Below are 13,156 nucleotides of genomic sequence, written 5' to 3'. Positions count from 1 at the left end.
CCACACTCGATCAATTGCTGGCCCTGGCACGTATCGAGGTAGCCAGGGCGCAGTACGAGACAAGCGGCGCGTCGGTGGCCGATATCGTCCGCAGTGCCGTGCGCGATACGCAAGCGTCTGCGCGCATCGACGTTCCGGCCACACTCCCGGATGCGTACGTGGGGGTGCCGCTGGAACTGGCTACGGATGATCAGGGGCGTGGCGAACCCATGACGGCCCGCATTTTTTCCTCGTCTGGCATCCCTTGTGCGACCTCCAGCTTGCCGTCCTGACGGTAGATGATCGCCGGTGTTCCACGCAGCCCCAACGAGCGCATGAGAGTATTGTTGTCCTGGACCTGCTGCTCGATGTCCGCCGGTTGCGCGGAAGGCGCGACCTCATCGCCGCGATTGTGTGCCGTGAAAGCCTCGGCGGGATTGTCGGCGCCCAGCAGGGTGGCCGCCTTGGCGGGGCTATCGGACTCGAGAACGCCGATCATGATGTGATGCAGCTTGACGTCACCGGCCTCCACCCAGGGGCGCGCGGCTTCCCAGAAGCGTTTGCAGTATGGGCAGTTGGGGTCGGTGAAGACATACACCGTGCGTTGGGCTTGGGCATCGCCGTCGAGAATCCAGTGACTGTCCTCGAGGCGCTGCCATAAAGCATCGTCTTGCGGGCCCTTGACCAACTCATCGAGCGACTCGCTGGAGAGATTGTTGCCCTCGGCATCGACGAGGTTGCCGACGATGGCGTGCTGGCCGTTCTGGGTCACATAGATCGCCACCGGCTGGCCTTGTGCGCTGGCAGCATAACCGGTGAGGCCATCGGGGGCCTCGAAGCGTTCATGTATCGTCAACCCTTGGTCGACGAGCGCTTCGACCGGCGCGGGAAGGTCGTCAGGCTGGGCCCAAACGGGAAAAGTGATCAGAGAGAGGGCGGTGACGAGCCCCAGGCGTGGACCGCAAGATGTCAGGGACATGCGCATTCTCCTACTGTGGTGAAGCCAGGCGTGACAAGGCGTGTGTCAGGGTGGCCTGCGAGAGTTCGCCGAAATGCGTGTCGGCCAGGTGGCCGTCGGCGTCATAGAACAAGGTGGTGGGCATTGCCTGGGCGCCGACGTACTCTCCGAGCGCCAGCGCCTCGTCGCGTAGTACGTTATCGAGATCGAGAGATTCGCTATCCAGGTAATGACGGACGGCCTGGCGGGACTCGCCCTGATTGACGAACATGAAGGTGACATCGTTGCGACGCTGTTGTGTGTCGGCGAGCAGCGGCATTTCGCGCCGGCAAGGTGGGCACCAGCTCGCCCAGAGATTGACGACCAAGGGTTGGGCGTCGTGCAGCGCAGGGAGGTCGGTGGTGGCGCCGTCGAGCGTGGCCAGCGGCGTCTCGGGCAAGGCGGCGCGGTTGCCATCATCGGACTGAACCAGGGCGTAGGCCGCCACTCCCCAGGTGAGGACGCCGGCCAGCAGTGCGGCACACAAGGCGTGGCGTTGGCGTGGCGCACGCCACAAACGCCAGCCGCTGTAGGCCAGTGCGGCGATGCCTGCGCCGAGCGGGTCGAAACCACGATCGCGGATGTCGAGCATCGCCCAGATAGAATCGTAAGCGTCCCAATAGCGCACGATGAACACTAGACGCGCGCCAACCAGGGCGACGAAAACCAGTGTAAAAAGGGTGTCGCTGACGCCGATGCGTCGTCGACGCCCGACCAGGGCACCGATGACGATGGCGACGACCAATGCGAAGACAAGCAGCAATTGGCCTAAGCTGACCGCCAGGGGGCCAAGGGCCAGACTGCGGTCGAGAGCCGTCATGCGTCGTCTCCTGCGCGGGTCGCGCCTTTCACCCGCTCAAGGCGTTCGAGAAAATCTTCTGCGCTCAATTCACCCACGATGCGGTTGTCTCGACGTTCGCGGCCATCGGCGCCGTAAAGCATCAGCGTCGGAGGACCGACCACGCTGAGGGCCTGCATGATGGCCTGATCGTCGGCGTCGTTATCGGTCACGTCGATGCGCAGGAGTTGCACGTCTTGCAGAGCCGCTTGCACGCGTGCATCGCCGAACACTTCTTCCTCGATGACCTCGCAACTGATGCACCAGTCAGCGGTGAATTCCACCAGTGTCCGACGTTGCTGTGCCGCTGCTTCTTCGAGGCGCGCGTTCAACGCGTCGCGGTTGTCGACGCTCTCGAAGCTGAGTGCCGAGGAGGTCTCGGTGGCTTGAGAGTCGCCGCCGCCGGTGAAACCCGCCAATGGCCGCAGCGGATCATGTTGGCCCCCCGCCGCGCCGACGAGCATGAGAGTTCCCCACACGCCGAAGAGCATGGCCAGACTACGCCCCAATACCCGCAACGCGTCGTGCAGTGCGTGTGCCGTCGTCCAACTGGCTTGAGCCAAACCGATGAGCAGGGCGCCCCAGGCGGCCATCTCCATTGCGGGGGGCAGAATGCGCGCCGCGAACCACACCGCCATGCCTAGCAAGACGAAACCGAATATCGCTCGGACCCGGTTCATCCACGGCCCCGGGCGGGGTAGAACGTGCGGGCCCAGCAGGCCGACCGCCAGCAAGGGCGCTCCCATGCCGAGTCCCAGGGCCCACAGTGCCAGGCCGCCTTGCCAGGCGTCGCCGCTTTCGGCGATGTACAACAATGCGCCGGCCAGAGGCGCCGTCATGCATGGTCCGACAAGCAATGCCGAGAGGACGCCCATGATCGCGGCCCCCTTGATTCGCCCGCTGCGTTGGCGTTCCAGGCGTGCATCGAGCCGTGTACGCAGGCCTTGGGGTAGCGTCAGACTGAACACGCCGAACATCGCCAGGGCCAGGAGCACGAAGAGCACGGCGAAGCTGGCAATGAAGGCGGGCGCCTGGAAGAGCATCTGCAGGTTGGCGCCGGCCAGCGCCGCCGCGACGCCCAGCACCGCATAGGTGGTGGCCATGGGCAGGATGTAGGCAAGCGAGAGCATGGCGCCGTCACGCATTCGCGGGCGGCCATCGCGCGTGGCGCCGACGATGAGACTGGAAAGGATCGGCACCATGGGCAGCACGCAGGGCGTGAAGGTCAGCAGCAAGCCCATGCCGAAGAAGGCCAGCAGAACCCAGCCCAAACGGGCATCGGCGAGCTGGGCCGCGAGGCGCTGATCGTCGGCTTGAGAGGTCTCGTCCGAAGAAGTGCCGTCTGAAGAAGAGGTGTCGCTTTTGCTTGCAGTATTATCGGTAGCGGCTCCGATTTGTGAAGCCGTGTCGCTCGCGCTGTCCGTATTGTTTGCGGTATCCGTCGCCTCGACGGGGGCGAGTGTTTCGGCATCGAAGGTCCGGTGTTGTGGGGGATAACACAGTCCGGCTTCGGCGCAGCCTTGCCAGGTCAGCGTCACCTGCTCGGCATCGCCTAGCGCGGCGCGCAATGCCACCTGGTGATGGTAGACCTCCGAGCGACCGAAATAGTCGTCCTCGATGATCTCGCCCTTGGGCAGATCGACCTCGACTGGGCCTTCGTCGGTCTCGACGCTGAAGCGATGCCGATAAAGATAGTATTCGGGAGCGATGTCCCACTCGGCGGTAAGCGTGTCGTCATCGCGGGATACCGACAGCGAGAAGGCTTGCTCGGCGGAGAGAAAATCGTCCTGGCTGGCAAATGGCGACTCGGCGAGGGCCGGCGTGGCGAAGACGAGCATGAGCGTGGCCAGACAGGCTGTGAGCCTGAGGCTGAAGGAGCGAAAATGGCATACTGGCCGGCGCGAGTCGTAAATCATGACAGTCCATACGGGTGACGAGATGGCGCCTAGCATAACGGCACGGGATTAGCTGAGCATTAATAGCAATGCAGGTCGGTATATCATGACGCTTGCCAAGCGAGCGGCAACGCGCTGAAGTGGTGTGATTACAATCTGTGGAGGGGGTGACATGACGAAAGGCTGGGACAATTGGATATCACGGCAGCCGCCGAGTGCCACGCCAGCGCCCATCGACGACGCGCCGCTCGCTGGGCAAGAAGAAGCCCAATGGTTGCCGCTGGCGCATGGCACCTACCGGGCGCTGTTCCAGTGGACGACGCCTAGTGCTCAGGGCGCCATGGCCAATGCCGGTCTGCTGCGCGCCGTGCGTGCGGTAAACCTGTTCGCGGCGGCCGACGTGCCCGTCGAGCGTCGTCATATGATCGTCCTCGTCTCCGGGGCGGCGACGCCGTGCCTTCTCGAGGATACCGCCTATGCGCGCCATTACGGACTGCCGGCCGACTCGAACAATCCCAACCGTGTGTTGATCGAGGCGCTCCAGCGCGAAGGCGTTGGCGTCATGGTGTGTCTACAGGCCTGGCACGGACAGGGATTCGCCCGCGACGCTCTGCTGGCCGATATCGAGCTGGCCCAGTCCAGCATGACGGTAGGCATTGCGCTGCAGAACGCTGGCTTCGCGCTGGTGGCAGTCTGACACTACCCGTATTGCCATTCGCTCATTTCAAGACTCCCGTGAGGTGTTTGATGGCACCGAAGGTGGCGATGCCTACACCGGTCATGGCCAACGAGCCGAGAACGTGCACGGCGATGCCCGACAATGCCATGAGGTAACGCCCGGCCTGCAGGTTGGTGAACATCTCGGCGGAAAAGGTCGAGAAGGTCGTCAGCGCCCCTAGAAAGCCGGTTACCACGAAAAGACGCCACTCCGGCGAGAGGTGCGGCAGTTGGGCGAAGACGGCAATGGCGATGCCGATCAGCCAGGCGCCCAGCCAGTTGGCGGCCAGGGTGCCGGGGGGAATCGCCGGGAACAGGGCGTTGAGCCACATCCCAAGCAGCCAGCGCAGGTTAGCGCCGAGCGCAGCACCGGCGCCGATCGCCACGATGGATAACCACATGCGTTCAATTCCTCGCAATTGAGAATCGTCATCGAGGTGCGCGTGCCGGGCGGCTTGCAAAAAAAGGGGAACCGCGATACCTGCGCACGACGCACCTCGGGTGCGTTGGCAGGCATCATTAGCGCTGGCGGGGATGCGTCGGCGGTGTAGTGCCGGACCAGGCGGTTTGTCGCGATGGGCGCTTTTTTCGAGCGCCGATGGCGACGGGAGGAATGCCATCTCCATGTTTACTGTAACCAGCGCCGGACCTATCGGCAAGCCTCAGGAGGTCGGTGTGCCAGGCCGTTGCACCAGCCACAGGCTGCGATACGGACGTAGCTCACGCGGGGCCTGCGCATCCCAGGGAGCATCGGCGAGCAGGTCGTACCAGCCGTCTTCGTCAAGATCGGGCAAGGACAGTGGCTGGCGTTTGTCGGTGACGTTGTAGACCGCGAGGAGGCGGCGCCCATCGGCCAGCGGACCTCGCTGTACGGCAAAGAGTGTTGGCGGGGTGTCGAGAATGCGCTGTTCTACCTCGGGGTGAAAGCAGGGCTCCTGGGCGCGCAGCTTGAGGCGCCGCCGCAAGGCCATGAACACCTCGCGCGTGGGCGTGTTGCGGCTATCGAGGAGTTCGTCCAGGGCTTCCTTCTGCCAACGCCGACGGTTGATGGTGCGCAATTGGCCGCTGCGCTCGACGCCTTCGTGGTCGTTAAGTGTGGCGGTCAGGCAGTGGAAATAGATGCCCGGTACGCCCTGCAACGCAAGCATCAAATGCTGGCTGCACAGAAAACGCTCCACCTGCCAGGGGTCGGCGCCGCGACGAGTGCCGCGTAGCGCATCGAAGTAGGTGATGTTGACCTCGTACGGCGTGTCCTTGCCATCGGCGTTGGCCTTCATGCTCACATACCCGCCGAAGCGGTGCATGAGCTCGAGCATGGCGTCGATCTCGTGGGGCGGCAGCAGTCCTTCCAGCGCGCGCACGCCGATCCCGTCGTGGCTGGCGGTAAAGTTGAAATAGGTGCAGCCGGGCGGCAGCGCGGGGAGGCTGCGTGCCCAGGCTTCCAGCGCCGTGGCATCGCCGCTGGTGAGTGTGTGCACCAGCAGTGGCGGCAGCGTGAACTGATAGATCATGTGCGCTTCGTCGGGCTGCGCGGGCGCGTCGGACGTGGCGTCGTCGAGGCGCTCGAGGCCGAAGTAGCTCATGTTCTCGCGGTGTGGCACGTTGGTTTCGGTGATCAGCAGCGTGCCGGGGGCGAGATAGTCGAGCACGGCGCGCAGCAGCCGTACCACGGCGTGAGTCTCCGGCAGGTGAATGCACGAGGTGCCGATTTCCTTCCACAGATAGGCGATGGCATCGAGACGGATGATGCGCGCGCCTTGCTCTACGTAGTAGAGCATGATGCCGATGAACTCGATGAGTACATCGGGATTGGCGAAGTTGAGGTCGATCTGGTCTTCGGAAAATGTCGCCCACAGATAGCGTGTCCCGCGGCGCGTGGAGACTGGCACCAATAGCGGCGAGCTGCGGGGCCGGGTGACCTGCGACAGGTCGGTGTTCGGGTCCATTTCGATGAAGTAGTCGCGTCCCGGCTGGGTGCCGGCCAGGTAGTCGACGAACCACAGTGACTCCCGCGAGACATGATTGATGACCAGGTCGACCATCAAATCCCCGTGGCGTGTCAGGCGACGGATGTCTTCCCAGTCGCCGAGTGCCGGATTGACCTCGCGATAATGGATCACCGAGAAGCCATCGTCGCTGCTCCAGGGGAAGAAGGGCAGCACGTGAACGCCGCTGAAGGTATCCGCGAGGCGTGCCTCGAGAAACTCGTCGAGCACTTGCAACGGTGGCCGCTCGCCGTCGAGCAGTAAATCGCCGTAAGTGATCAGTACCTGGTCGCGCTCGCTCCATAATGGACGCGAGCGTTCGGGGATGGCACCACGTTGGTGCGAGATCAGGCGCAGCAGGCGGCGTAGCACTTCATCGGCACGTGGCCCGTAGATATCGTTCAGGCGCGCCTTGGCGCGTGCGGTGAAAGCGGCTTCATCGAGCTCGGTCTGCGGGGTTGGGGAGATGGGGTGGGGCATCGAGGGTCCTCGTGAGAATCGGTGGCTCGCACGTCGACATTGTCGTTGCTGTTGCAGGAGTCGTGCCATGTGCGACACGCCGGCGATGGCCGGCGTGTACGGACGCGGCAAAGGTCACTTCTTCACGATGCGGTAAAGCCCCAGCAGGATGATGGCGCCGAGCACCGCAATGACGAAACTGCCGAGGTTGAAGCCATCCACCGAGCCGAATCCCAGCGCGGTGCCGACCCATCCTCCGACGATGGCCCCGAGGATCCCGATGATCATGGTGATGATCATGCCACCGGGGTCGCGCCCCGGCATGATCAGTTTGGCGACGATGCCGGCCAGTAGGCCGAAGACGATCCATGCGATGATGCCCATTGGTTTATCTCCTAGGCGATTCCTTGAAAGCATGCTCTTGGCGTGCGCGAGCGCGAAAACACAAGCAGCCCCATGAGCTTGGCCGGCTTGGCGGCCGTGCGCAAGCGAGTTTCCGCGCGGCGTGGGGAAAGGCTACAATGCCGGGCAATCTCGATGACCACGACTCATTCTCGATATTTAACTGCGGACGCGCCACGATGCACTGCCCCTTTTGTGGAAAGTACGACACCAAGGTGACCGATTCGCGCCTCGTGGCCGAGGGGGACCAGGTGCGTCGGCGCCGCCAGTGCAATGACTGCGGCGAGCGCTTTACCACCTACGAGACGGCGGAACTGGTCATGCCCCGCGTGATCAAGGGCGATGGTTCGCGGGAAACCTTCGACGAACGCAAGCTGCGTGCCGGCATGCTGCGGGCATTGGAGAAACGCCCGGTCAGCGCCGAATCCATCGAAGCGGCGGTCGAGCGTATCCGCCAGCGCCTGCGCGCCCGTGGCGAGCGTGAATTGGAAGCGCGCGAGGTTGGCGAGGAGGTCATGCGCTCGCTGAAACGACTCGATCAGGTCGCCTACATCCGTTTCGCTTCCGTTTATCGACGCTTCCAGGATCTCGACGAGTTTCGCGCCGAAATCGACCGATTGGCGCAAGAGCCCAGCTTTGTGCCCGACGATAACGATCAGCGCTGATCAAGACACGTACCGACTCGAACCGCTCACGGAATGACCATGACACAGGACACCGCAGCGTCGGCGCTATCTCACGAAGCATGCATGGCAAGCGCGCTCAAGCTCGCCCGGCGAGGGTGCTATACCACCGATCCCAATCCGCGCGTCGGCTGCGTGGTGGTGTGTGAGGGGTGCATTGTCGGAGAGGGCTATCACGCACGTGCCGGTGAATCTCACGCCGAGGTGCACGCCTTGCGCGCCGCTGGCGAGGCGGCGCGAGGCGCCACGGTCTACGTCACGCTGGAGCCTTGTTCGCACCACGGTCGCACGCCGCCGTGTGCCCAGGCGCTGATCGACGCCGGCGTGGGCCGTGTCGTGGTCGCCATGGTGGATCCCAACCCGCAGGTGGCCGGGCGCGGCGTGGCAATGCTGCGTGAGGCAGGTATCGAGGTCGAGGTGGGCTGCCTGGAGGCCGATGCCGAGGCGCTCAATGTCGGTTTCGTCAAGCGCATGCGCGAGGGGTTGCCATTCGTGCGCTTGAAGATGGCGATGAGCCTGGACGGTCGCACTGCCATGGCCAGCGGCGAGTCACAATGGATTACCGGCGAGCGGGCGCGTACCGAGGTGCAACGCTTGCGCGCACGCTCGAGCGCGGTGATGACCGGAGTCGACTCGGTGATTTTCGATAATTCGCGCCTCACGGTACGTCCCGCGCAGCTCGAGCTGGACGCTGCTGAAGTGATCGCCGAGCGCCAGCCTCTGCGCGTCGTGGTCGACTCGCGGCTGCGCTTGCCGGTGGCGGCGGCGTGTCTGCGCGAGCCGGGGCGCACCCTGGTGGCGACCGTCTCGCGGGATGAAGAGCGCCGCGCGACGCTTGAACAAGCCGGGGCGGAAGTGCTCGTGCTGCCCGAGGCGGCCGAGGGACGTGTCGATCTACGCGCACTGCTGGCGTATCTGGCCGCGCGCGAGCAATGCAACGAAGTGCTGCTCGAAACCGGCGCGACGCTGGCCGGTGCCATGCTCGATATCAACGCCATCGATGAGATGCATCTGTTCGTGGCGCCGACGTTACTGGGCGGTGAGGCGCGGCCGCTGTTCGCGTTGCCGGGGCTCGAGCGCATGGCCCAGCAGCGCCCCTTGCAAATCGACGACATCCGCGCTGTGGGGCGCGATTGGCGCATTATCGCGCGACCGCTCCCTCATGAGCGCGGCGTCTGACGACACCTGAATCGTCGTCCGCCTGGGCGTTGCCACTGGCGCGCAAGCGCGCTTGCAGGTACTCTGGGCGCCGACCTGGCTGGGTGTCGAAGAGCGACGACGCCCGCGTCGTGACACCACGACACATCTTATGACGGCGCCGATGACAGACTGCATCGGCGTACGAGACGAGCATCGGAGACTCCATGGCGCTTTCATCCACACAGGGCTTGGCCTCCATCGAAGCCATTGTCGAAGACATTCGTCAGGGCAAGATGGTCATACTCATGGACGATGAGGATCGCGAGAACGAAGGCGATATCATCATGGCCGCCGAGTGCGTCGAGGCCGAGCACATCAACTTCATGGCCCGCCATGCGCGGGGCCTGATTTGCCTGCCGATGACCCGTGAGCGCTGCGAGCGTCTCGAGTTGCCATTGATGGTGCGCGACAACGGCTCCGGCTTCGGCACCAAGTTCACCGTCTCCATCGAGGCCGCACGCGGTGTCTCTACGGGCATTTCCGCCTCCGATCGCGCGCGCACCGTGCGCGCTGCGGCGGCACGCGATGCCGTTGCAGCGGATATCGTCCAGCCCGGGCATATCTTTCCGCTGATGGCCGAGCCGGGTGGCGTGCTGCGCCGTGCCGGGCATACCGAAGCCGCCTGCGACCTGGCCGCCATGGCTGGTTTCGAGCCGAGCGGCGTGATCTGCGAAGTCATGAACGACGATGGCAGCATGGCGCGTCGTGACGAGCTGGAGCGCTTCGCCGTCGAGCACGGTATCAAGGTCGGCACGATCGCCGATCTGATCCACTACCGGATCCACCATGAGCGCACCGTCGAGGAAGTCGAACGCACGGTCGTCGACACGGCATTCGGTGAGTTGATGCTGCACGTCTTCCACGACAGCATTCAGAACGCTCATCATCTGGCGCTGGTGAAAGGCGCGCCGCATAGCGAGACACTGACGACCGTACGTGTGCATATCGCCGATACGCTGCGCGATCTGCTGATGCTGAGCAAGCCGGAGAGCCACAGTTGGACGGCGTCCAGTGCCTTGGCGCAGATCGCCGAAGCCGAGGCCGGGGTCTTCGTGCTGCTCGACGATGGTCGCCCGCGTCTCGATCTCAAGGATCAGCTCGATGTGTTGCTGGCGCGTAAACCCGCGCCGCGCTCGAGTGCCTCCGACGGTGCCGGCAATTACCTGACTATCGGCACTGGATCGCAGATTCTGCGCCAATTGGGCGTTGGACAAATGCGCCTTTTGAGCTCGCCGTGGAAGTTTTCCGCGTTGTCCGGCTTCGATCTCGAAGTCGTCGAACGCGTGGGTGGCGATACCCCCGAGAGCGACCAGCCGGTAGAATAAGTCTTTCATTCATTCGTATGCCGGGCCTATTGGGCGCCGGCAGCCGCGCGTGCCGGTGAAGAAAATCGCTTCTCGGCGGTAGGTAGTACCACGCGTCATAGGTAGGTAGTACCACGCGCCATGATGAAGTAAGTGATCGCTTCACTGGCATGCACTGACATAGCTGATATATCGTGCGCGAAGTATCGCGCATTCAGACCCGGGATTTGACAATGCAACCGATCTCTCAAGTCGAGGGTGGCTACACCGATGTCGATGGCCGTTATGTCATCGTCGTGGGCCGCTTCAATCATCATGTGGTCGATAGCTTGGTAGAAGGGGCAGTGGACAGCCTCGTTCGCCACGGTGTGGACGAAGAAAACGTTGACATCATCCATGTGCCCGGCGCCTGGGAACTGCCATTGGCCGTCAAGCGGGCCGTGCAGGTGCTCAAGCCTCACGCCGTCATCGCCCTAGGGGCGGTGATTCGCGGGGGGACGCCGCATTTCGACTACGTGGCGGGCAATTGCAACAGTGCCATGAGTAGTCTGCAGCTAGAGCTTGAGACTCCCATCGCCAACGGTGTGCTGACGGTCGATTCCATCGACCAGGCGATTGAACGTGCCGGCACCAAGGCAGGTAACAAGGGCGCCGAGGCGGCGATGGCAGCGATGGAAATGGTCTCGCTGTTCAAGCGCATGGGAGGCGAGGCATGAGTCAAACGCCGCGTGAGGCGACCCCGGGGCAGGAAGCGCGCCGTGCGGCGCGTGAGTTGGCGGTGCAGGGACTCTACCAATGGCAGATGACCGGCAAGTCGATCACGGCGGTGGAGTCGGAGTTTCGCGCGCAAATCGTCGATGAGGATCTCGAGGATCACGAAAATTGGCACAAGGTCATGGGCATCGCCGATCTAGCGCTGTTTCATGAACTGCTGCACAACGTGGCCGGCGACCGCGAAGCCATCGATAAGACCATCGCGCCGTTGCTCGACCGTCGCCTCGAGGATCTTGACCGCATCGAGCTGGCGATTCTGCGCCTGGGGGCCTATGAGCTCAAGTATCGCCTCGAAGTGCCGTATCGCGTGGTGATCAACGAAGGCATCGAACTGGCCAAGGGCTTCGGTGCCACCGATGGTCATAAGTACGTCAACGGTATTCTCGACAAGCTGGCGAGTCGCTTGCGGAGTACCGAGGTCGCTGCGCGCCGGCGTTGACATGTTGGCTGAATTCGACATCATCGCGCGTTATTTCTCGACGCCCGATCAGTCCTCGCCAAGCGCCGGCATTACGCTGGGGCCGGGTGACGACTGTGCGCTGCTAAGTCCTGCCGCGGGGACCGAGATTGCCATGAGCGTGGATACCTCGGTGGCCGAGGTGCATTTCCCCGGCGATGCGCCACCCGAGGCAATCGGGCATCGGGCACTGGCGGTGGCGCTTTCCGATCTGGCGGCGATGGGTGCGCGACCGCGCGGCTGCCTGATGGCCTTGACGCTGTCGCATGCCGAGCCCGCGTGGCTGGAGCGTTTCGCTCACGGGTTTCGCGATCTCGGCCGACATACGTCGACGCCCTTGATCGGCGGTGACGTCACGCGTGGCGCTCTGTCCATCGCTGTCACGGTGATCGGCGATGTGCCTGTCGGTCAGGCGCTGCGGCGCAGCGGCGCGATGCCGGGAGAGCGCTTGGCGGTGACCGGGGCGCTGGGTGGCGGCCACGGCGGCCTACGTATCTGGCAGGCCGGTGGCAGTGATCTAGAGGATCCGCTGCTGGCGGCCTACTTGACGCCAACGCCCCAGCTCGATGCAGGTCTTGCCTTGCGGGGGCTGGCCTCGGCGGCACTGGATGTTTCCGATGGCCTGCTGGCCGATCTCGGCCACCTTTGTCATGCCTCGGGGGTGGGCGCCAGCCTCGACCCGGCGCGGATTCCCCTGGCGCCGACGCTGGAAATGACGTTAGGCAGCGAAGGCGCCTTGCATGCCGCGCTCAGCGGTGGGGACGATTATCAGCTTCTGGTCAGCGTGCCCGATACGGCCTGGGAAGCTGCTCAGCGGCGCTGTACCGATTGTGATGTCACCCTGACGGAGATCGGACGCGTCGTCGCCGAGCCCGGTATCAGCGGGATACCCGAGACATTGAAGGGCGCAGGATGGCAGCATTTCACGGGAGGCGGGCCATGAATCGCTCACCGCGCAGTGTCTGGCGTAACCCGGCTCATTTCCTGGCGTTTGGCCTGGGGAGTGGGGCGATCCCTTTCGCGCCGGGTACCTTCGGTACATTGGCCGCCATTCCGTTCTATTGGCTGTTGTCGGCGCTGCCTCTCGATTGGTACCTGGGACTGATGGGCGTGGCCTCGATCCTGGGCATCTGGTTATGCGAAAAGACCTCGCGCGATCTGGGCGTTCACGATCATTCCGGCATTGTCTGGGACGAGTTCGTGGGATATTGGCTGACCATGGCGGCAGTGCCCTTTTCGTGGGAAGCGGCGTTATGGGGCTTCGTGGTGTTTCGCATGTTCGACATCATCAAGCCGTGGCCGATTCGCTGGGTGGACCGCCACGTGGCCGGGGGCTTTGGGATCATGTTCGATGACGTGCTTGCCGGCGTGTACGCTTGGAGCACTATGCATTTGTGGTTCTGGCTGCATTAGGCATTGTTCGAAAAGTGACTGTGCTCACGCTTGCTATTACGTATGTGGTGTCA

14 protein-coding genes and 1 riboswitch are annotated in these 13,156 nt (G+C 63.7%); of the genes, 8 read left to right on the top strand and 6 right to left on the bottom strand.

Going from position 1 to position 13,156, the window contains the following annotated elements:
- Positions 1 to 190 precede the first annotated feature (190 nt).
- The 3 genes from dsbG to dsbD are packed head-to-tail and all read right to left on the bottom strand — an operon-like array spanning position 191 to position 3,652.
- Positions 191 to 958, bottom strand: a complete 768-nt coding sequence (gene dsbG / locus L1073_RS11575) for a thiol:disulfide interchange protein DsbG (protein ID WP_246899441.1) — start codon at positions 956 to 958, stop codon at positions 191 to 193.
- Between the two features lie 10 nt (positions 959 to 968).
- Positions 969 to 1,796 carry a TlpA family protein disulfide reductase gene (locus L1073_RS11570; protein WP_246899439.1) on the bottom strand — a complete coding sequence of 276 codons (828 nt, stop codon included), beginning with the start codon at positions 1,794 to 1,796 and terminating at the stop codon, positions 969 to 971.
- The gene (dsbD, locus tag L1073_RS11565; protein ID WP_246899438.1) at positions 1,793 to 3,652 is read right to left on the bottom strand and encodes a protein-disulfide reductase DsbD; all 1,860 of its coding nucleotides are present in this window, start codon (positions 3,650 to 3,652) and stop codon (positions 1,793 to 1,795) included. Before dsbD ends, L1073_RS11570 begins: the two co-directional genes overlap by 4 nt.
- Before the next feature lie 229 nt (positions 3,653 to 3,881).
- On the opposite strand from dsbD, the gene L1073_RS11560 reads away from it, so the two are divergent.
- Positions 3,882 to 4,406 (top strand): DsrE family protein, encoded by a 525-nt coding sequence (locus tag L1073_RS11560; RefSeq protein WP_246899436.1) that lies wholly within the window; start codon positions 3,882 to 3,884, stop codon positions 4,404 to 4,406.
- 22 nt (positions 4,407 to 4,428) lie between these two features.
- On the opposite strand, the gene crcB is transcribed toward L1073_RS11560, so the two are convergent.
- The 3 genes from crcB to L1073_RS11545 form a co-directional block, all read right to left on the bottom strand.
- A complete protein-coding gene (crcB, locus tag L1073_RS11555) occupies positions 4,429 to 4,827 on the bottom strand; it encodes a fluoride efflux transporter CrcB (protein WP_246899434.1) in 399 nt (132 codons plus the stop codon).
- A gap of 102 nt (positions 4,828 to 4,929) precedes the next feature.
- Positions 4,930 to 5,059, bottom strand: a riboswitch (Fluoride riboswitch).
- A gap of 29 nt (positions 5,060 to 5,088) precedes the next feature.
- Positions 5,089 to 6,891, bottom strand: coding sequence for a sugar phosphorylase (locus L1073_RS11550; RefSeq protein ID WP_246899432.1), 1,803 nt, complete (start codon positions 6,889 to 6,891; stop codon positions 5,089 to 5,091).
- Between the two features lie 114 nt (positions 6,892 to 7,005).
- Positions 7,006 to 7,254, bottom strand: a complete 249-nt coding sequence (locus L1073_RS11545; RefSeq protein ID WP_075369582.1) for a GlsB/YeaQ/YmgE family stress response membrane protein — start codon at positions 7,252 to 7,254, stop codon at positions 7,006 to 7,008.
- A 197-nt stretch (positions 7,255 to 7,451) separates the two neighbouring features.
- Between L1073_RS11545 and nrdR the strand changes: the two genes are divergently transcribed.
- From nrdR to L1073_RS11510, 7 genes are all read left to right on the top strand, one after another.
- Complete coding sequence (nrdR, locus tag L1073_RS11540) at positions 7,452 to 7,937, top strand: transcriptional regulator NrdR (protein WP_246899431.1); 486 nt, start codon at positions 7,452 to 7,454, stop codon at positions 7,935 to 7,937.
- Positions 7,938 to 7,976: 39 nt separating this feature from the next.
- Positions 7,977 to 9,134, top strand: a complete 1,158-nt coding sequence (ribD, locus tag L1073_RS11535; protein ID WP_246899429.1) for a bifunctional diaminohydroxyphosphoribosylaminopyrimidine deaminase/5-amino-6-(5-phosphoribosylamino)uracil reductase RibD — start codon at positions 7,977 to 7,979, stop codon at positions 9,132 to 9,134.
- A gap of 185 nt (positions 9,135 to 9,319) precedes the next feature.
- On the top strand, positions 9,320 to 10,480 hold the full coding sequence (gene ribBA, locus L1073_RS11530; protein WP_246899427.1) for a bifunctional 3,4-dihydroxy-2-butanone-4-phosphate synthase/GTP cyclohydrolase II: 1,161 nt from the start codon (positions 9,320 to 9,322) through the stop codon (positions 10,478 to 10,480).
- Positions 10,481 to 10,692: 212 nt separating this feature from the next.
- On the top strand, positions 10,693 to 11,175 hold the full coding sequence (gene ribH / locus L1073_RS11525) for a 6,7-dimethyl-8-ribityllumazine synthase (protein ID WP_246899425.1): 483 nt from the start codon (positions 10,693 to 10,695) through the stop codon (positions 11,173 to 11,175).
- Positions 11,172 to 11,672, top strand: a complete 501-nt coding sequence (nusB, locus tag L1073_RS11520; protein ID WP_246899423.1) for a transcription antitermination factor NusB — start codon at positions 11,172 to 11,174, stop codon at positions 11,670 to 11,672. Before ribH ends, nusB begins: the two co-directional genes overlap by 4 nt.
- 1 nt (position 11,673) lies before the next feature.
- A complete protein-coding gene (gene thiL, locus L1073_RS11515) occupies positions 11,674 to 12,633 on the top strand; it encodes a thiamine-phosphate kinase (RefSeq protein ID WP_246899421.1) in 960 nt (319 codons plus the stop codon).
- The gene (locus L1073_RS11510; protein ID WP_246899419.1) at positions 12,630 to 13,103 is read left to right on the top strand and encodes a phosphatidylglycerophosphatase A family protein; all 474 of its coding nucleotides are present in this window, start codon (positions 12,630 to 12,632) and stop codon (positions 13,101 to 13,103) included. Before thiL ends, L1073_RS11510 begins: the two co-directional genes overlap by 4 nt.
- Positions 13,104 to 13,156: the final 53 nt, after the last annotated feature.

This window comes from Chromohalobacter nigrandesensis (assembly GCF_023061285.1).
GTDB lineage: Bacteria > Pseudomonadota > Gammaproteobacteria > Pseudomonadales > Halomonadaceae > Chromohalobacter > Chromohalobacter nigrandesensis.
The sequence above is the reverse complement of the archived record's forward strand: the minus strand, read 5'-3'. Positions and strand labels throughout refer to the sequence as shown.

Bases quoted from the DNA above. Each gene is read 5' to 3' on its own strand.
- thiL (WP_246899421.1), top strand. From the start codon at position 11,674: ATGTTGGCTGAATTCGACATCATCGCGCGTTATTTCTCGACGCCCGAT.
- nusB (WP_246899423.1), top strand. From the start codon at position 11,172: ATGAGTCAAACGCCGCGTGAGGCGACCCCGGGGCAGGAAGCGCGCCGT.
- L1073_RS11570 (WP_246899439.1), bottom strand. From the start codon at position 1,796: ATGACGGCTCTCGACCGCAGTCTGGCCCTTGGCCCCCTGGCGGTCAGC.
- L1073_RS11510 (WP_246899419.1), top strand. From the start codon at position 12,630: ATGAATCGCTCACCGCGCAGTGTCTGGCGTAACCCGGCTCATTTCCTG.
- L1073_RS11550 (WP_246899432.1), bottom strand. From the start codon at position 6,891: ATGCCCCACCCCATCTCCCCAACCCCGCAGACCGAGCTCGATGAAGCC.
- L1073_RS11560 (WP_246899436.1), top strand. From the start codon at position 3,882: ATGACGAAAGGCTGGGACAATTGGATATCACGGCAGCCGCCGAGTGCC.
- dsbG (WP_246899441.1), bottom strand. From the start codon at position 958: ATGTCCCTGACATCTTGCGGTCCACGCCTGGGGCTCGTCACCGCCCTC.
- dsbD (WP_246899438.1), bottom strand. From the start codon at position 3,652: ATGCTCGTCTTCGCCACGCCGGCCCTCGCCGAGTCGCCATTTGCCAGC.
- ribH (WP_246899425.1), top strand. From the start codon at position 10,693: ATGCAACCGATCTCTCAAGTCGAGGGTGGCTACACCGATGTCGATGGC.
- ribD (WP_246899429.1), top strand. From the start codon at position 7,977: ATGACACAGGACACCGCAGCGTCGGCGCTATCTCACGAAGCATGCATG.
- L1073_RS11545 (WP_075369582.1), bottom strand. From the start codon at position 7,254: ATGGGCATCATCGCATGGATCGTCTTCGGCCTACTGGCCGGCATCGTC.
- nrdR (WP_246899431.1), top strand. From the start codon at position 7,452: ATGCACTGCCCCTTTTGTGGAAAGTACGACACCAAGGTGACCGATTCG.
- ribBA (WP_246899427.1), top strand. From the start codon at position 9,320: ATGGCGCTTTCATCCACACAGGGCTTGGCCTCCATCGAAGCCATTGTC.
- crcB (WP_246899434.1), bottom strand. From the start codon at position 4,827: ATGTGGTTATCCATCGTGGCGATCGGCGCCGGTGCTGCGCTCGGCGCT.